18 protein-coding genes are annotated in these 17,932 nt (G+C 67.5%); 15 read left to right on the top strand and 3 right to left on the bottom strand.

The window, feature by feature from the left end; translation table 11 throughout:
- Positions 1-129: 129 nt before the first annotated feature.
- The 5 genes from ppsR (at position 130) to AC5P9F_RS08945 (ending at position 4,456) form a co-directional block, all read left to right on the top strand.
- Positions 130-951, top strand: coding sequence for a posphoenolpyruvate synthetase regulatory kinase/phosphorylase PpsR (ppsR, locus tag AC5P9F_RS08965; RefSeq protein WP_005410097.1), 822 nt, complete (start codon positions 130-132; stop codon positions 949-951).
- A gap of 191 nt (positions 952-1,142) precedes the next feature.
- Entirely contained in the window at positions 1,143-1,652 is a 510-nt protein-coding gene (locus AC5P9F_RS08960) for a DUF1249 domain-containing protein (RefSeq protein WP_005410096.1), read from the top strand.
- 41 nt (positions 1,653-1,693) lie between these two features.
- Positions 1,694-2,182 carry an NUDIX hydrolase gene (locus tag AC5P9F_RS08955; RefSeq protein WP_197596895.1) on the top strand — a complete coding sequence of 163 codons (489 nt, stop codon included), beginning with the start codon at positions 1,694-1,696 and terminating at the stop codon, positions 2,180-2,182.
- 162 nt (positions 2,183-2,344) lie between these two features.
- On the top strand, positions 2,345-2,974 hold the full coding sequence (locus tag AC5P9F_RS08950) for a DUF2239 family protein (RefSeq protein ID WP_033833148.1): 630 nt from the start codon (positions 2,345-2,347) through the stop codon (positions 2,972-2,974).
- Between the two features lie 117 nt (positions 2,975-3,091).
- Positions 3,092-4,456, top strand: a complete 1,365-nt coding sequence (locus AC5P9F_RS08945) for an MATE family efflux transporter (RefSeq protein ID WP_197596896.1) — start codon at positions 3,092-3,094, stop codon at positions 4,454-4,456.
- 877 nt (positions 4,457-5,333) lie between these two features.
- Here the strand turns inward: AC5P9F_RS08945 and AC5P9F_RS08940 are convergent.
- A complete protein-coding gene (locus AC5P9F_RS08940; RefSeq protein WP_308678795.1) occupies positions 5,334-5,984 on the bottom strand; it encodes a class I SAM-dependent methyltransferase in 651 nt (216 codons plus the stop codon).
- A 343-nt stretch (positions 5,985-6,327) separates the two neighbouring features.
- Between AC5P9F_RS08940 and AC5P9F_RS08935 the strand changes: the two genes are divergently transcribed.
- From AC5P9F_RS08935 to AC5P9F_RS08890, 10 genes are all read left to right on the top strand, one after another.
- Positions 6,328-6,942: a CDP-alcohol phosphatidyltransferase family protein gene (locus tag AC5P9F_RS08935; protein WP_014647547.1), complete on the top strand. Its 615-nt coding sequence runs from the start codon at positions 6,328-6,330 to the stop codon at positions 6,940-6,942.
- A 22-nt stretch (positions 6,943-6,964) separates the two neighbouring features.
- Positions 6,965-8,044 carry a class III poly(R)-hydroxyalkanoic acid synthase subunit PhaE gene (gene phaE, locus AC5P9F_RS08930; RefSeq protein ID WP_308678794.1) on the top strand — a complete coding sequence of 360 codons (1,080 nt, stop codon included), beginning with the start codon at positions 6,965-6,967 and terminating at the stop codon, positions 8,042-8,044.
- Positions 8,041-9,108, top strand: coding sequence for a class III poly(R)-hydroxyalkanoic acid synthase subunit PhaC (phaC, locus tag AC5P9F_RS08925; protein WP_005410089.1), 1,068 nt, complete (start codon positions 8,041-8,043; stop codon positions 9,106-9,108). The genes phaE and phaC overlap by 4 nt, the downstream gene beginning before the upstream one ends.
- Before the next feature lie 31 nt (positions 9,109-9,139).
- Positions 9,140-9,508, top strand: coding sequence for a YfeK family protein (locus tag AC5P9F_RS08920; protein WP_005413813.1), 369 nt, complete (start codon positions 9,140-9,142; stop codon positions 9,506-9,508).
- 64 nt (positions 9,509-9,572) lie between these two features.
- Positions 9,573-9,776 (top strand): PspC domain-containing protein, encoded by a 204-nt coding sequence (locus AC5P9F_RS08915; protein WP_005410087.1) that lies wholly within the window; start codon positions 9,573-9,575, stop codon positions 9,774-9,776.
- The gene (locus tag AC5P9F_RS08910; RefSeq protein ID WP_043034666.1) at positions 9,773-10,225 is read left to right on the top strand and encodes a hypothetical protein; all 453 of its coding nucleotides are present in this window, start codon (positions 9,773-9,775) and stop codon (positions 10,223-10,225) included. Before AC5P9F_RS08915 ends, AC5P9F_RS08910 begins: the two co-directional genes overlap by 4 nt.
- 734 nt (positions 10,226-10,959) lie before the next feature.
- Entirely contained in the window at positions 10,960-11,175 is a 216-nt protein-coding gene (locus AC5P9F_RS08905; RefSeq protein ID WP_005410085.1) for a hypothetical protein, read from the top strand.
- 207 nt (positions 11,176-11,382) lie between these two features.
- Positions 11,383-13,770 (top strand): Tex family protein, encoded by a 2,388-nt coding sequence (locus tag AC5P9F_RS08900; protein WP_099474611.1) that lies wholly within the window; start codon positions 11,383-11,385, stop codon positions 13,768-13,770.
- A gap of 208 nt (positions 13,771-13,978) precedes the next feature.
- Complete coding sequence (locus AC5P9F_RS08895; protein WP_005410083.1) at positions 13,979-16,168, top strand: PAS domain S-box protein; 2,190 nt, start codon at positions 13,979-13,981, stop codon at positions 16,166-16,168.
- Positions 16,169-16,230: 62 nt separating this feature from the next.
- Complete coding sequence (locus AC5P9F_RS08890; RefSeq protein WP_012480609.1) at positions 16,231-16,533, top strand: hypothetical protein; 303 nt, start codon at positions 16,231-16,233, stop codon at positions 16,531-16,533.
- On the opposite strand, the gene AC5P9F_RS08885 is transcribed toward AC5P9F_RS08890, so the two are convergent.
- Positions 16,475-16,765 carry a putative quinol monooxygenase gene (locus AC5P9F_RS08885; RefSeq protein WP_005410081.1) on the bottom strand — a complete coding sequence of 97 codons (291 nt, stop codon included), beginning with the start codon at positions 16,763-16,765 and terminating at the stop codon, positions 16,475-16,477. The genes AC5P9F_RS08890 and AC5P9F_RS08885 overlap by 59 nt on opposite strands.
- 61 nt (positions 16,766-16,826) lie before the next feature.
- Entirely contained in the window at positions 16,827-17,915 is a 1,089-nt protein-coding gene (locus AC5P9F_RS08880; protein WP_087803652.1) for a DUF5694 domain-containing protein, read from the bottom strand.
- Positions 17,916-17,932 lie beyond the last annotated feature (17 nt).

Raw genomic sequence — 17,932 nt, 5'->3', positions numbered from 1 at the left:
TGGCCATCGCCCGAGGCGGGCTGAGTGGCCGCGTCCGTAGGAAGAAGCCGATATGATGCCGGGCAGACCACTGTCGGCACAAGCTTGTGCTGGCGGCCTTTTTAAGCTTCGTAGGGGGTAAAAGCGCGCATGTCGACCATCCGCCCGGTGTTCTACGTTTCCGATGGAACCGGTATCACCGCTGAAACCATTGGGCATAGCCTGCTCACCCAGTTCTCCGGGTTCAGCTTCATTACCGACCGCATGTCGTTTGTCGACGACCCCGAAAAAGCGCGTGAAGCCTGTGCCCGGATCCAGGCGGCGGGGGAGCGGTACCAGGTCCGGCCGATCGTGGTGAACTCCTGCGTGGACCAGAGCCTAAGCCTGATCCTGGCCGACAGCGGGGCGCTGATGCTGGATGTGTTCGCGCCGTTCATCGAGCCGCTGGAGCGTGAACTTGCCAGCCCGCGCCTGGCCCGGGTCGGCCAGGCCCACGGCATGGTCGACTTCGACACCTACCACCGCCGCATCAACGCGATGAACTTCGCCCTGACCCACGATGACGGTATCGCGGTGAACTACGACGATGCCGACGTGATCCTGGTGGCGGTGTCGCGCGCCGGCAAGACGCCCACCTGCATCTACCTGGCCCTGCATTACGGCGTGCGTGCGGCCAACTACCCGCTGACCGACGAGGACCTGGAAAGCGACCGCCTGCCGCCGCGCCTGCGCAACTACCGGCGCAAGCTGTTCGGCCTGACCATCGACCCGGACCGCCTGCAGCAGATCCGCCAGGAGCGCCGCCCGAACTCGCGCTACGCCAACCTGGAGACCTGCAAGCGCGAGGTGGCCGCGGCCGAGGTGATGTTCCAGATGGAGCGGATCCCGACGCTGAGCACCACGCATACCTCGATCGAGGAGATTTCCAGCAAGGTGCTGGCCACGCTGGGGCTGCAGCGCGAGTTGTATTGATCCGTGCGCCACGACCAACGGTCGTGGCCTACCTCCCGGGGCAATACCCCTCCTGCGCGGGGGCATCGACCCTCCTGCACGGTGGGTATCGACCCTCCTGCACGGTGGGTATCGACCGTTGGTCGATACCGAGCCCTTTGGTCGGGGTGATCCCGCCCCCACGTTGAAGCACCAACGTGTAGGATCGACCCATGGCCCGAGCCTTGCCCCGTACCGAACGCATTCCCCGCCTGAGCCGGTTGAGCTGGCTCATGGGCCTGTACGCGGAGAACTATCGCCATCTGGTGCGCCTGTTCGAACCGGCCGGACTGGCGGCGGGCAGCTACATTTCCTCGATCGGCGACGGCCTGGATGTCCGCCTGGACGTGATCGAGTGCCACCGCTACACGGTGGAACTTCGCCTGACCTACGACCTGGCCGACCCGGTCACCGGCGAGCCTGATCCGTCGGCCTACGTGCGCCTGTACCGTGACGCGCGCCAGGCCGAGACCACCCATTGCTATGTCGGCCGCCGCTGGCAGGACACCATGGGCCTGTACCCGCCGCCGGCGGAACTGATCAGCCACCGCATGCGCATGAACACCTTCCTCGGCAAGTGGCTGGAATACCTCGCCGAGCGCGGCCACGGCGTGGCCACCCTGCGCCGCGATCCTGATGGCGCCACTGCGGCTGCCGAACGCCGCCTGTCGCTGGTGCGCTGATCGGCCATAATCCACGGCTGACCTGCCGCTGGATGCTGCCCATGCCGTACACCCCGATCGTCGCCACCCTGGGCTACGTGCTGTCGCCCGATCGTCGCCAGGTGCTGATGATCCACCGCAACACCCGGCCCGGTGACCAGCACCTGGGCAAGTACAACGGGCTGGGCGGCAAGATCGAACCGACCGAAGACGTTGCGGCAGGCATGCGCCGCGAAATCGCCGAGGAAGCCGGCATCGACTGCACCGGCATGCGGCTGCGCGGCACCATCAGCTGGCCGGGATTCGGCAAGCATGGCGAGGACTGGCTGGGCTTCGTGTTCGTCATCGACAGTTTCGAAGGCACCCCGCACGGCGGCAACCATGAAGGCACGCTGGAGTGGGTGGACCTGGACAAGCTGGACACGCTGCCGATGTGGGAGGGCGACCGCAACTTCCTGCCACTGGTGTTCGACGCCGACCCGCGCCCCTTCCACGGCGTGATGCCGTACCAGGACGGCCGCATGGTCAGCTGGTCCTACAGCCGGCTGTAAGCCGGCGAATCGGGAGGGGGGCGATCTTTCGAGTGGGGATCAACCTTCCAGGTGGGTGCCAACCTTGGTTGGCACGCTCTTCCGGTTCATTAATGTCCGGGCAATATTGACGAACGCAAATTACCCGGGCAATATTCGCGCATCACCTCCGATGCCATTGCCATGCCTGCGTCCCGACTCCCTCCCTTCAGTTGCTTCGACGGCCACCGGCTGGTCGCCTCCGGTACCCCGGAAGTGGCTGCGCTGGCGCTGAAGCAGCTGCGTGCCGGCAACGCTGCCGGTCCGCTGCTTGTGTTCGACAACGCTACCGGCCGCACCCGTGATTTCGATACGCGCGGCAGTGACGCAGAACTGCTGGCGCGGGTCGTCGAAGCCTTTCCCGCCGCCGTCGAGGCGGATGCCGACGTTACTGCCGAAGAGGCGCCGGCAACTCCGCGTGGCCGCGGCCGCCCCAAGCTGGGCGTGGTCGCACGCGAAGTGACCCTGCTGCCGCGCCACTGGGCGTGGCTGGCCGAGCAGCCCGGCGGGGCCTCGGTAGTGCTGCGCAAGCTGGTGGAGGCGGCCAGCCGTGCTGGTGCCGACAAGGACCGGCAGCGCCGCCACAGCGAGCGTGCCTATCACTTCCTGCAGACCGTCGCCGGAGACCTGCCGGGTTTCGAGGAAGCGATCCGTGTCCTGTTCGCGCACGACCGGGCGGGCCTGGAAATGGCGTTACGCAGCTGGCCCGAGGATGTGCGCAATCACGCCCTGCGCCTGGCCTTCGATGATTCTTCGGACCACGCAGACGGCTGAGCCACCGCGCCGCTACTGAGCGGCGGCGCCACCTGATCGCGGGCCACGGCCCGCTCCCCTGTGCTTGCTTTGCTGGCGGAAACGCCGGGCAGGGCAGCGCCTTGCCCAGAGAACCCCATGGACACCCCCGCACATCCCATCCCCCCGGTCGCGCCGCCCCTCTGGCGCACCTATCTGACCCTGCTCCTGCCGATGCTGCTGACCAACGCATTGCAGCTGGCTGCAGGCACGCTGGACAACGTCTACCTCGGCCATCTGCTGGGTACGCAGGCGGTGGCCGCCGCCGCTGCGTTCTTCCCTGTCTTCTTCCTGCTGCTGGCCCTGGTAATGGGTCTGGCCACCGGTGCGATGGTGCTGATCGGCCAGGCCTGGGGCGCGGGCCGGCCGCAACAGGCTCGCGCGGTCGCCGGCAGTGCGGTGGCACTGATTCTGCTGTTGTCAGTGCTTGTGATGGCGGTGGGCGGCGGTTTCGCGCCACAGCTGCTGGCGGCACTGGGCACGCCAGCGCCGATCCTCGGCGAATCCATCGTCTATGCCCGTGTTCTGCTGCTGGCGGCACCGGCGTTCTTCCTGCTGTGGCTGGCCACTGCGGTGAGCCGTGCGGTGGGCGATGCCAAAACGCCGCTGCATGCGCTGCTGCTGGCCACGGTGGTCGGCCTGCTGTGCACGCCGCTGCTGATCCTGGGCTGGGCCGGCCTGCCGCAGCTGGGCGCGGCCAGTGCGGCAGTCTCGGCGGCGCTCGCCTCGCTGCTGGCCCTGGCCTGGCTGATGTGGCGGTGGCAGCGCATAGGGCACCCGTTGGCCCCGGGGCATGAGTTGCTGCAAGCCATCCGCTTTGATGGAGCGCTGATCCGTTCGATGCTGCACATCGGCATACCGTCTTCGTTGCAGATGCTCAGCCTGGCCATTGCCGAAATCGTGCTGCTGGGCTGGATCAACCGCTATGGCTACACGGCCACGGCCGCCTACGGTGCGGTCAACCAGTTGATGAGCTGGGTGCAGCTGCCGGCGATGTCGCTGGGCATCACTGCCACCATCCTCGCGGCGCATGCGATGGGCGCGGGGCGTACGGCACGGCTGCCGGCCATCGCACGCACAGGCGTGCTGCTTGGACTGGCGATGCTGAGCGGGGTGGTGGTGCTGGTTGTGGCGCTGGCGCCCTGGCTGACCGGCCTGATCCTGGCGGCGACCGACGTGCGCGAACTGGCCGCGTTGCAGTTGCGCACCGTGGTGTGGGGCGTGCTGGCGATGGGAGGCAGTGCGGTGCTGGTCGGAGTGATGCGCGGCAGCGGCACGGTGCTGTTGCCGGCGTTGCTGGGCATGGCTGCCGTGTTGCTGCTGGAGCTGCCGTTGGCGATGTGGCTGCAATCCCGGCACGGTCTGGCCGGGCTGTGGTGGGCATGGCCGCTGGGGTTGCTGGCCATGCTGGTGATGCAGGTGTTCTGTTTCGCGCATTGGCGGCGCCGCGTGCAGGCCGGGTAGTGCCGGCCGCTGGCCGGCAATCCGCAATGGACGGAGCAGCCGGCCAGCGGCCGGCTCTACCACTCGATCGGATCGCATCCGGCGCGGATGCAGGTGTTCTGTTTTGCTCGCTGGCGGCCGGGTGCAGGCTGGGTAGTGCCGGCCGCTGGCCGGCAATCCGCAATGGCCGGAGCAGCCGGCCAGCGGCCGGCTCTACCACTCGGTCGGATCGCATCCGGCGCGGATGCAGGTGTTCTGTTTTGCTCGCTGGCGGCCGGGTGCAGGCTGGGTAGTGCCGGCCGCTGGCCGGCAATCCGCAACGGCCGGAGCAGCCGGCCAGCGGCCGGCTCTACCACTCGGACGGATCGCATCCGGCGCGGATGCGGGTGTTCTGTTTTGCTCGCTGGCGACCGGTGCAGGCCGGGTAGTGCCGGCCGCTGGCCGGCAATCCGCAATGGCCGGAGCAGCCGGCCAGCGGCCGGCGCTACCACTCGGTCGGATCGCATCCGCCGCGGATGCGGGTGTTCTGTTTTGCTCGCTGGCGACCGGTGCAGGCTGGGTAGTGCCGGCCGCTGGCCGGCAATCCGGAATGGCCGGGGCAGCCGGCCAGCGGCCGGCTCTACCACTCGGTCGGATCGCATCCGGCGCGGATGCAGGTGTTCTGCTTTGTTCGCTGGCGGCCGGGTGCAGGCAGGGTAGTGCCGGCCGCTGGCCGGCAATCCGCAATGGACGGAGCAGCCGGCCAGCGGCCGGCTCTACCACTCGGTCGGATCGCATCCGGCGCGGATGCAGGTGTTCTGCTTTGTTCGCTGGCGGCAGGTGCAGGTTGGGTAGTGCCGGCCGCTGGCCGGCAATCCGCAATGGCCGGGGCAGCCGGCCAGCGGCCGGCTCTACCACTTCAGTGCCGCTGTGCCAGCAGCAGGTGGAAGTGCTTTTCTCGGGTCTGGCCGTCATTGCCGGCTGCGGATTCGCGGTGGCTGCGCCAGGCCGAGACGCGGAAGCCCGATACCCGCAGCGCCAGCTCCACCGCGTCCAGCTCATGCAGCTGGAAGTCGGCGGCGAATGGCAGGCTGCGCATGAAGCTGGCATCGCCGAAGGCCAGGCACAGGCGGCCGCCCCGGCGCAGCACCCGCGCCAGTTCGTCCAGCACCGGGGCCAGGTTCGGCCAGAAGTACAGGGTGTTGACCGCCAGCGCGGCATCCATCGCGGCATCGGCGACCGGCAGTGCATGGGCGTCGCCGTGTCGCATCGCCGCACGTTCGGCCACCCCGGCGTCGGCCAGCCGCTGGTTGCCGGCCTCGACCATGGCCGTGGACAGCTCGATGCCCAGATAGTGGCTGTCGGTGGCCTGCAGCATCAGTGGCGCGAAGGCCGCATTGCCCGGGCCGACCTCCAGGACCCGTTCGCCGGCACCGACGGCCAGCAGCCCGATTGCGGCCAGGTTGAGTGCGCCGTTGCTGTGGTTCATCGAGTCGGCCACCGCCAGCGCGGCCTCGCCGTGGGGCTGCCGCAGCTGTGCGGCCAGGGTGGGAGCATCCAGCATCATCATCGTCCGTTGCAGAGTTTCGGACGTGGCGGCGGCGGGTCCGCCGGTGACCATAGCGCCGACCCTGTGGCTTGGGAAGTAGGGAAACCCCGCTTCCGGGTGATGAGGAAATGTCCAGCGTCGCAGTCGGTGAGATCTGGTTGTCCACAGGGGGTGTGGATTACGCGTGGGCAACTTTGTGGATAAGCCGCGACAGGCGCCACCCCCCTAGGCTGTCAAGATGGGTGGCGAAAAATTCACCGCCGGTGAGGGCAGGTGAGGGAGCGGTGAAGGCGGGGCCTGCCAGCGCTGTCGCCAGCGGCGGCGCTCGCGGTAACCTGTGGGCCTTGATGCTCCGTGAGACCCCATGAAACGTCACTTCTCGATGCTGCGCGAATTCCAGCTGGCCGACTGGTTCACCCTGGCCAATGCTTTCTGCGGCACCGGTGCGGTCTTTGCCGCGATGCGCTTCCTGCAGGACGGCGAGCGTGGCTACCTGCTGTTCGGCATGGCGTTGATCCCGCTGGCCTTCATCTTCGACGCGCTCGACGGGCGCATCGCGCGCTGGCGCAAGTCCAGTTCCACCCTGGGCCGCGAGCTGGACTCGCTGTCGGACGTGATCTCCTTCGGCGTGGCGCCGGCGGCGCTGGCCTATGCCTGCGGCATGCAGGGCGGCTGGGACTGGCTGGTGCTGAGCTACTTCGTCTGCTGCGGTGTCAGCCGCCTGGCACGCTACAACGTCACTGCCGAGGCGCTGGCCGGCGACGAGGGCAAGGTCACGTATTTCGAGGGCACCCCGATCCCGACCAGCCTGGTGCTGGTGATCGTACTGGCGATTGCCGCCGGTACCGATGCCATCGGCCAGAACATCTGGTTCGGCCAGTGGCAGATCGGCCCGTGGCAGCTGCACCCGATGGTGCTGTTGTTCGCCTTGTCCGGGTCGCTGATGATCAGCAAGACCCTGCGTATCCCCAAGCCATGAGCCAGCCCTGCGGAGGCCTGCGATGACCAGCTCGGCCCACGACGCCGGCAGCAGCGATTTCGAAACGCTGGCGCGGCAGTACTTCGGTGCCTGGGGCGATGCCCTGCGCCACGCGAGCACGCCCGGTGCACCGGCCGGCGGCGACCCCGGCAGCTGGCAACGGCTGTTCGACTGGTGGGGCCAGCTGTTGCCCGAACAAGGGCAGGGCGCGCCGGAAGATGCCGTGCGCCGTTTCCGCGAACAGGCCGGCAGCTGGTACGGCACCATGCAGGAAGTGGCCGCGCGTTTCGCCGGCCGCGATGCCAGCAGCGCCGAGGTGGCCCAGGCCTGGCGCGAGGCAGTGCAGGGGCAAGGCGATGGCATGCTGCAGTGGATGCTGCAGGGCGCCCGTGGCAGCACCCACGCCGGCGCCACCGCGCCCGAATTCGCCGCATGGCTGCAGCAGTTCCAGCTGCAGGCGGGCCCGTGGCTGCAGAGCCCGGCATTCGGCCCCGGCCGCGAGCACCAGGCGCGCTGGCAGGCGCTGCTGCGGGCGCAGGAGGAGTACCAGCAGCATTCGCGCGCCTACGTTGATCAGATCGGGCAGGCGTTGGACGAGGCCTTCGCGTTGTTCGAGCAGCGTCTGGCCGAGCACGAACAGCCCGGCAGCCAGTTGACCAGCGCCCGCGCGATGTTCGACCTGTGGATCGAAGTGGCCGAGGAGGCCTACGCCAAGGTCGCCATGTCCGAACCGTTCCAGCAGGTGTACGCCTCGCTGGGCAACGCGCAGATGCGCCTGCGCGCCGGCCTGCAGCGCGAGGTGGAACAGATGAGTGAGCGTATCGGCCTGCCGACCCGCAGCGAGATGGACGCCGCGCATCGCCGTATTGCCGAACTGGAGCGCAGCCTTCGCCGCCTGCAGGCACAGGTGGCGGTGCTGGCGGGGACCGCCGCGGTCGATCCGGTGTCGCAGCCGGCACCGGCGAAGGTGAAGCCGGCCGCGCGCAAAGCCGCGAAGAAGGCCGCGCCGGCGAAGAAGGCGCCTGCAAAGAAGGTGTCTGCGAAGAAGGTGTCTGCGAAGAAGGCTGCGTCTCGCGCTTCCACTCGGGCGCGTGACCGATGAAAGGACCGCTGGGCTTCAACGCCGATGACCTGATGCAGGAAACCCTGGCCATGCAGCGCAAGCTGATGGAAGGGCTGAAGCTGCTGCCGCAGGTGGAAGACGTGGACTATGGCGTGACCGCACGCGAGGAAGTCTGGCGTGACGGCAAGGTGGTGCTGTACCGCTTCGTCGGCGAACAGGCACCGACCCGGCGCACACCGCTGCTGATCGTCTACGCGCTGGTCAACCGGCCGTACATGGTCGACCTGCAGGCCGACCGTTCGCTGGTGCAGAAGCTGCTGGCGCTGGGCCAGGACGTGTACGTGCTGGACTGGGGCTACCCGGACAGGTCAGAACGCTTCCAGACCCTGGAGGACTACCTGCTGCGCTACATCGACGGCGCGGTCGATGCGCTGCGTGCGCGCAGTGGTGGCCCGGTGGACCTGCTGGGTATCTGCCAAGGCGGCGTGTTCGCACTCTGCTACGCCGCGCTGCGCCGGCAGAAGCTGGGCAAGCTGATCACCATGGTCACCCCGGTCGACTTCCAGACGGCTGACAACATGCTCTCGCATTGGGCGCGGCAGGTGGACGTGGACCTGCTGGTCGACACGCTGGGCAACATCCCGGCCGACCTGATGAATGCCAGTTACCTGATGCTCAAGCCATTCCGCCTGAACGTGCAGAAGTACGTCGGCCTGCTCGACATCCTCGATGACAAGGCCGCGCTGGAGGATTTCCTGCGCATGGAGAAGTGGATCTTCGATTCGCCGGACCTGGCGGGCGAGGCGTTCCGCGATTTCATCAAGCAGTTCTACCAGGGCAATGGGCTGGTGAATGGCACGGTGCGGATCGGCGAGGAAGCGGTGGATCTGTCGCAGGTGACGCTGCCGGTGCTGAACATCTATGCCGAGCAGGACCATCTGGTGCCGCCGGATGCCTCGCGCGCGATGCGCGGGCGTTTGGGCACGGACGACTACACCGAGTCCAGTTTCCGTGGTGGGCATATTGGTATCTACGTTTCCGGCCGCGCGCAGCGCGAAGTACCGGCCACGATCGATGGCTGGTTGAAGGCGCGCGATCTGTAGAGTCAAGCCATGCTCGACTGACTTGGGGGTGATGATGTACCGGATTTTGTTGATTCTTGCGGCACTGCTGACAGCACCACTTGCCCACGCCGCACCCAGTACGGATGCACGCCGGGAGATCGCCCAGCTGATCGCCAGCCTGGACGGCTCCCAGTGCCGTTTCCAGCGCAATGGCAGCTGGTACGACGGCAGCGACGCGCGCGCGCACCTGCAGCGCAAGTACGATTACCTGCTGAAAAAGGGCATGGTGGACAGCGCCGAGCAGTTCATCGAGCGCGCTGCCAGCCAGAGCAGCATGAGTGGCAAACCCTACCGCATCCAGTGTCCGGGGCAGCCTGAACAGACCGCAGCCGCCTGGTTCGGCGCACGCCTGCAGGCCCTGCGCCACCGCACGCCGTAGACATGGGGGCGGTGTAGAGTCGAGCCATGTTCGACTGCCTTGTCCGTTTCCCGGAGCTGCCGCCATGAACACCACGCCCAAAACGCTGTCGCGTTCATTGAACGACCGCATGATTGCCGGCGTGATGGGCGGCATTGCCCATCGCTTCGGCTGGAATGCAACCCTGCTGCGGGTGATCTACGTGCTGGTTTCGCTGGCCTCCGCCGCCTTTCCTGGCATCCTGGTCTACCTGATCCTGTGGCTCCTGATCCCCAACGAGGCCGATTGAAGACTGGAGCAACGCCCTGGCCGATCTGGCTGCGCGCGCTGCAGGTGCTGGGCGCGGTGTGGACGTCACCCAATTCCCTGCTCGGCGTGATCGGCGGCCTGGCCGGCATGCTCGGCGGCGCGACATTGCGGTGGAGCGGCCGTGACTGCGCGCTGGTGTTCGACCGCTGGCCGTGGGGGCCAGGTGGGGCGATCACTCTGGGAAACGTGATCCTGCATACCGGCCATGACCTGGGCATTTCCTGCCGCACCTATGCGCATCAGGCAGGGTGGGGCGCGGAGCCGCTGATCCGGCTGGATGATCACGAACGGGCGCACGTGTACCAGTACATGGTGCTGGGGCCGCTGTACCTGCCGGTGTACCTGCTGTGCGGCGGGGTGAGTGCGCGCAACCCGTTCGAGCGCGCGGCCGATCATTTCGCCCGGTTCGGGCGTGGCTGGTGGCCGTAGTTTCCAGCCAACGGCGCAGCCCCTCGTGGGTGGTCGCGGAATGCGTTCATGCGATTGGGCCGGGCGGGGTGGGTTCGCGGGACACGCCGTAAACCCGTCCCTGGGGGCTCGATGGCGCCATCCATGGCGCCAACGGTCCCGCGAACCCACCCCGCCCCGCCCCTGACAGTTTCCGTGCGCGTCCAGCCACGGAGAAGAAATAGAACAGCAGAAGCGGGTCGCGCGCTGCGCTTGCTCGCGAGCGGGGCATGGCTTGGCTTGGCTGGTCTCTACAGGAAGCAACAAATCAGCCGGCCAAGCCGTTTTTGCTTTTGATCTTCTTTTTTCTTTTCCGTGGGGGGAGGCAGGCATCAGGAACCTGTCAGCGGCCGGGAGGGTGGGTGGGGCGGGGTGTCCGCGGCATGGATGCCGCGGCCAAGCCCCCAAGGACGGGTTCACGGCGTCCCCGCACTACCCACCCTCCCGGCCAGCCCCCGGGAAACCAGCTTTCCGCGAACAACCAAACCACCCACGAGGGGCTGCGCCGTTGGCGGGAATCCCCCACGGATTCGTTAGCCGGAAGTTAAAGATCCGTAAGCATTCTGCTGCGATCCCGCAGTCATCTGCATGCAACCGATCGTCATTAGCCTTCGTGACGTTCCAGTCAGGTTCGACGCGGTAAGCTCTCCCTTGATGAGCTCGCAGCATCGTTCATCGAGTGCAGTACGCAGTAGCAATTTGGAGGAATACATCACATGGCAATCGTTCTTTATGTCGGTGGTAGCAAGGATGGCGAGAAGGGCGTGGTGCCCTACGGCTTCAGCAAATCCCGCGCCGACACCGCGCTGGGGCCGGAGTTCTACACGGAGCGGTTCATGGAACTGCAGGGTGTCGGCAAGGTCCGCCTGATGGCCCTGGAAGGCATGCGTGACGAGATCGTCATGCAGCGCGCCGCCCGCCACTACCGCTGACCTTCGCAACACGCGGCAGGGCGCGCCCACCATCGCGCGCCCGCGCCGGCATCCCAGCCCAGGGCCAGTCCGAGCCCTCTCTCCGCCAGGATGCCGGCGTCCACTCCGGCCCCGCCGCTGAACCTCGCCCCCTGTCAATGCCTTGTCCGGCTCCGTCGTGGATTGCCAGAATGGGATCTTCCCGTACCGCGGCACAGACCTGAAGCAATGCACGACGCCAAGAACGCCCAGAGCGCGCTCGCCCAGCAGATCGCCCAGACCATCGCCGACGAGATCGGTGCCCAGTCCGCCCAGGTGCGCGCCGCCGTCGGCCTGCTCGACGAGGGCGCCAGCGTTCCGTTCATCGCGCGCTACCGCAAGGAAGTGACCGGGGGCCTGGACGACACCCAGCTGCGCAACCTGGAAACCCGGCTGACCTACCTGCGCGAGCTGGAGGAGCGCCGTGCGGCGGTGCTGGCCAGCATCGGCGAGCAGGGCAAGCTCAGCGACGAGCTGCGCAACGACATCCTGGCCGCCGACACCAAGAGCCGGCTGGAAGACCTGTACCTGCCGTACAAGCCCAAGCGCCGTACCCGCGCCCAGATCGCCCGCGAGGCCGGTCTCGAGCCGCTGGCCGATGGCCTCCTAGCCGATCCCACGCAGGACCCGCAGGCCTTCGCGGCCGCCTTCGTCAACACCGACAAGGGCGTGGCCGACACCAAGGCCGCGCTGGAAGGTGCGCGCGCGATCCTGATGGAGCGCTGGGGCGAGGACGCCGCGCTGGTCGGCGAGCTGCGCACCTGGCTGGGAGAGACCGGCGTGATCCGTGCCAGCGTGGCCGAGGGCAAGGAAACCGAAGGCGCCAAGTACCGTGACTATTTCGAACATGCCGAATCTCTGGCGAAGATTCCTTCGCACCGGTTGCTGGCGCTGTTCCGCGCGCGCCGCGAAGAGATCCTGTTCCTGGAACTGGACCCGGGCAGCGATGCCGAGGCCGGCCACCAGTACGCCGAAGGCCGCGTGGCGCGCAGGGCCGGCATCGCCGACCGGGGCCGCGCCGCCGATCGCTGGCTGCTGGACGCCTGCCGCCTGACCTGGCGCGCCAAGCTGCACACCCATCTGCTGCTGGACCTGTTCAACCAGGCCCGCGAGAAGGCCGAGGCTGAGGCCATCGCGGTGTTCGGCGACAACCTGAAGGATCTGCTGCTGGCCGCACCGGCGGGCCCGAAGACCGTGCTTGGGTTGGACCCGGGCATCCGCACCGGCTGCAAGATCGCCGTGGTCGATGCCACAGGCAAGCTGGTGGCCACCGACACCATCTACCCGCATGAGCCACGTCGCCAGTGGGACCAGTCGGTGCAGACGATCACGCAACTGTGCGCCAAGCACAACGTTGAACTGATCGCGATCGGCAACGGCACCGCCAGCCGCGAAACCGACAAGCTGGCCGGCGAAGCGATCAAGGCTGCCGCCAGTCCGAAGCTGCAGAAGGTCGTGGTCAGCGAGGCGGGCGCCTCGGTGTACTCGGCCTCCGAGTTCGCGGCCAAGGAGTTCCCGGGGCTGGACGTGTCGCTGCGTGGCGCGGTGTCGATCGCGCGTCGCCTGCAGGACCCGCTGGCCGAACTGGTCAAGATCGAACCCAAGGCGATCGGTGTCGGCCAGTACCAGCACGATGTGGACCAGTACCGGCTGGCACGGGCGCTGGATGCGCGCGTGGAGGACTGCGTGAACGCCGTGGGCGTGTACGTGAACACCGCATCGGCCGCGCTGCTGTCGCGGGTGTCCGGCCTGTCGGCCACGGTGGCCGAGAACATCGTGCGCCATCGTGACGAGAACGGCCCGTTCAAGCGCCGCAAGGATCTGCTGAAGGTCGCGCGCCTGGGCGAGAAGACCTTCGAACAGTGCGCCGGCTTCCTGCGCATCGCCGACGGCGACCAGCCGCTGGATGCTTCGGCGGTGCACCCCGAAGCCTATCCGGTGGTCGAGCGCATCGTGGCCAGCACCGCACGCCCGATCAAGGCGCTGATCGGTGATGGCAGCTTCCTGCGTGGCCTGAAGGCCGAGCAGTTCACCGATGACACCTTCGGCTTGCCGACCGTGCGCGACATCCTGAAGGAACTGGAGAAGCCGGGCCGCGACCCGCGTCCGGAGTTCAAGGCTGCGCGCTTCGCCGAAGGCGTCGAGGACATCAAGGACCTGCGCGAGGGCATGGTACTGGAAGGCGTGGTGAGCAACGTGGCGGCCTTCGGTGCCTTCGTCGATATCGGCGTGCACCAGGACGGCCTGATCCACATTTCGGCGCTGTCCGACACCTTCGTGAAGGACCCGCGTGACGTGGTCAAGGCTGGCGACATCGTCAAGGTGAAGGTGCTGGAGGTGGACGTGGCGCGCAAGCGCATTGCCCTGACCCGGCGTCTGGACGATACCCCCGGGCAGGCCACCAGCCGCCCGGGCCAGCGTGATGAGCGCGGCCATGGGCAGGGTCCGCGCCGGGATGCAGGCGGCCAGAACCGCGGGCCGAACCGGGGCCAGGGCAATGGTGGCCGTCCCGCCGCGTCCACGCCCCCGGCCAACAACGCCCTGGCCGAGGCCTTCGCCCGCGCCAAGCGTAGTTGAGGACCGTGTTCCCCGTCACGCTTGATTCGTGGCGGGGGACTTGTCGATTTTCCCCGTGATTGCGCACACTTGCGCTTGAGGGGAGGCGTCCGGCCACCCCGCTGTCGCTGGGGAGGGCCATGACGCCAGCAGGACCCGTCGTCTTCGTTGAGGTCTGCAGCGTCGCGCTGCGGCCGCTGCCTGCCTGCGCGGGCCGGGGGCAGCGGTGATGGCGGGCCAGGGCACCAACGGCAACGGGTTGCTGGAGCGCCGCCTGCAGGCGCTGGCCGAAGAGCGTCGGCGGCTGGCGATGATCATCGATGGCACCGCCGCAGGCACCTGGGAATGGAACGTGCAGAACGGCGAGATGCGGGTCAACGCGCGCTGGGCCGAGATTGTCGGTTACCGCCTGGAAGAGCTGGAGCCGGTCTGCCAGAAGACCTTCCTGAAGCTGGTCCATCCCGATGACATAGCGCTGTCGGACGCGGCACTGGACGAGCATTTCGAGGGGCGCACCGACAACTACGCGTGCCTGCTGCGGATGCGCCACAAGAATGGCCAGTGGATATGGATCCAGGACCGTGGCCGCGTCTTCGAATGGGACGCGCAGGGCAAGCCATTGTGGATGGCCGGCGCGCATGCCGACGTGACCGAGCTGCAGCAGGCCCGACAGGATGCGGCCGAAACACGGCAACGCCTGCAGGCCGTGGTCGATGCCTCCGACGAGGTGGCGGTGATCGCCACCGATATCGATGGCACCATCACCCTGTTCAACACCGGCGCGCAACGCCTGCTGGGCTACAGCGCGGCGGATGTGGTCGGCCAGCGCCGGCTGGATGCCTTCCACGATCCGCAGGAACTGAATGCCTGGCTGCGACCGCTGGCCGATGCCGATGGCCAACTGCCAGATGTGTTCGAGGCACTCAGTGCGCGTGCCGATGGCCAGACCTATTCGCGGCAATGGACGCTGCTGCGCAAGGACGGCCAGCCACGCCAGGTACGCCTCTCGATCAGCCGCATGGACGGTGCCGACGGTGTACGCATCGGCTATGTCGGGATGGCCATCGACATCACCGAGATCCTGCAGGCGAGGGCCGAAGCGCGCTTGTCCGCGGAGAAGTTCGCCGGTGCGTTCACCTCGGCTGCGCTGGGCATGGCGCTGGTGTCACTGGAAGGGCGATGGCTGGACGTCAACGATGCGCTGTGCCGGATCCTCGGCTATCCGCGGGAAGAACTGCTGCAGGTGGATTTCCAGCGTCTCACCCATCCTGATGACCTGCAGACCGACCTGGCCCTGGTGCAGGACCTGCTGGCCGGGCGTCGCAGCCACTACCACCTGGAAAAGCGCTATCTCGATCGCGATGGCAAGGTCATCTGGGCCCGATTGTCGGTCTCGCTGGTGCGCAACGAGCATGGCGAGCCGTTGCATTTCGTGTCGCAGATCCAGGACATCACCGCCCAGCGCAGCAGCGAGCAGCGGCTGTTCGAGAGCGAACAGCGCAGCCGCATCACCCTGGATGCCGTGGCCGACCTGGTGCTGAGCGTCAGCCTCGATGGCCGTATCGATTACGCCAATGCCGCTGCAGTACGCATGTTGGCCGGCGATGGCGCGTTGTCGCTGGCCGGACACAAGGTGCAGGATGTGCTGGCGCTGACCACCGAATACGCGCCGGGTTCGGTGCTGGACGTGTCGGTACTGCTGGATCCGGACAGCAATGCGGTCGACCTGCATGCCGACCTGCTGCTGCGCCTGGGTGCCGCCACGGTGCCGGTGGACCTGACCCGCGCCTGGTTGCGCGATGACGAGGGCCACGTGCGAGGCGCGGTCTGGGTGCTGCGCGACGATACCCAGCAGCGTGCCCGCCAGCGCGAGGCGCGTCATCTGGCCGAGATCGATCCGCTGACCGAACTGAGCAACCGCCGTGGCTTCGAGGTGCATCTGCAGCAGGCGATCACCCGTGTCGAACGTACCGGCCAGGCCGCGTCGCTGATGTACATCGATCTGGACCGGTTCAAGCCGATCAACGATACCTGGGGCCATCTGGCTGGCGATGCGGTGCTCTGGGCGGTGGCCAGCGTTCTGCGTCACGGGGTGCGCGATTCGGATGTGGTGGCGCGGCTGGGCGGCGATGAGTTCGCTGTGATCCTGTCCGGTTGCACGCCGCGTCGTGCAGCGCGCATTGGCGGCGAGCTGCTGCATACCCTGGCGTCGCTGTCGATTCCGTGGGACCAGGACCGGTTGCGGGTAGGGGCCAGCATCGGCATCGCGCCGCTGGCCGGAGGGATGAGCGTGGATCAGGCGGTGGCCGCGGCCGATGCCCAGTGTTACCGGGCCAAGGCGATGGGCCGCAACAACGTGCAGGTGCAGGGCGAGGCCAGTGAGCTGCCGGGCGATGATTCCGAGGTCGTCGAGGGCTGATCTCAGCCTGTGAGAGGGCGGGCGCAAATACTCCGCGCACCTCCTCTCTTACAGGTGATCCCATGAATGTCTGCAACCCGATGGCGGTGCGTGCCTTCGCCCCGGCCCTGGTCGGCTGGTGCCTGGCCCTGGCGGCCGGGCTCCGGCTGGAGGAGGTGCGTGAGGACCGTCTCGCCCAGGCAATGTTGCCGGTGCTGCAGGCGAGCGTGGTGGCGCTGCTGGCCCTCACCCTGGCGTGCACGGTGGCGGCCAGCCTGGTGCTGTGGCGGCACAGGCGCCGGGATCACCGTCGCGTTGATGCCGGCACTACAGAGGCGCAGCATCCATCAGCAGGAACCGGCATGGCGCGCGCTGGAAGGCATTGATCTGCGGCACCAGCCGCTGGAAATGTTCGCTGGCGCAGTGGATGTCCAGGGCGGCGCGGTCAGGCCATTGCTCGATGAAGACGAAGTGCCCGGGATCCTTCTGGTCCACGAACAGTTCATAGCCGAGGCAGAGCGGCTCGCGCTGCGTGCAGGCGACCAGTTCCCGGTACAGCGGAAGCACGGTGTCCACGGCATCGGGATGGATGAAGTCTTCGGCGATGACCTTGAGCATGCAGGCACCTCTGGACGGGGCCCTGCAGGATAGTGCCGGCGGGTGGCCGGCACCCATCCCGTCAACGCAATACTGCGTCCGCACTGACCAGCTGCACATCGTGCATCTGGTTGAGGTAGGCCTCGTAGTAGCCCTTGTGCGAGGCACCGACGATGGTCAGCATGCGGGTGCCCGGGTGCTGGCCGAGCACGTCGCGCATGTTGGCGACCATGCGCAGGTTGCGGGTTTCCCAGTAGCCCACGTAGTTGCGGCCGAAGCCTTCCGGCGAGGGTTCGACGAGCGTCGCGCCGAAATCGCTGTTGAAGGCCAGCATCGCGGCCTCGGGTGCGTTGTAGGCGCGATACATCGCGAGCAACCCATCCGGTTGAGCAAGATTGGCTTCCAGTCGTTCATCGGCCGCCCTGCGCGCTTTGGCGAAGGAATTGTCCCAGGCACCGCGTATGGCGGCAGCGTAGGCCTTCTGCTGCGATTCCGGTGTAGGCGAATCCGCAGTGTGGTCGTCGACCGCCCACAGCCGCTCCAGCCCCAGGCGCGCGGCGAGGACGCCGGCCACCAGGCCGGCCTCGTTGCGGCGTGCCATGCGCGTGTCGAGGAACTGCACCAGCTCCGGTGTCAGGCTGTCCGAGGCACGTCGCTCTTCGCTGGGCAGCCGCAGCCATTGGACGACTGCCGAGCTGCTCTCGCCCGCAGCCAGGAACACTGCGGCCAATCGGCGTCGCTGGGCAGCGGTTGGCGCCTTCGGCCAATCCGCAAGCAGGCGTTCCATCTCCACGTTGGCGCTGGGCACGTCCAAGCCGGTGGCGGCCTGCGCCGGTGCCGGATCGACGCAGTAGTCCGCTACGCTGTCGGCGTATCGGGCCGGATTGCGGCGCATGAAGTCACACTGCAGGCCGGACAGGTTCTCCACTGCGATCGCGGTGGGCCGCCAGGCTTCCAGACGCTGCAGCAGAGGTTCCAGCATCGCCGGCGTGAAGGTCTCCGGCAGGCTGGACAGGTGCGGGCTGCCCAGCACCAGCACTTCGTTCGGGCGCCCTGCGGGCGGTCCCTTCAGCTGGTCCGGGTGGAAGGCCGGTCGATAGGCGGTGTCGTTGGCCAGCGCGCTGCTGCTGCACACGGCCAGGAAGAGAAGGCTGGCAAAGCGAGGGAACATGCGATCTCCATGTCGAT

The sequence above is a fragment of the Stenotrophomonas sp. YJH_SMC_4 genome (genome assembly GCF_059371575.1).
This window is presented reverse-complemented; position numbering and strand designations above follow the sequence as displayed.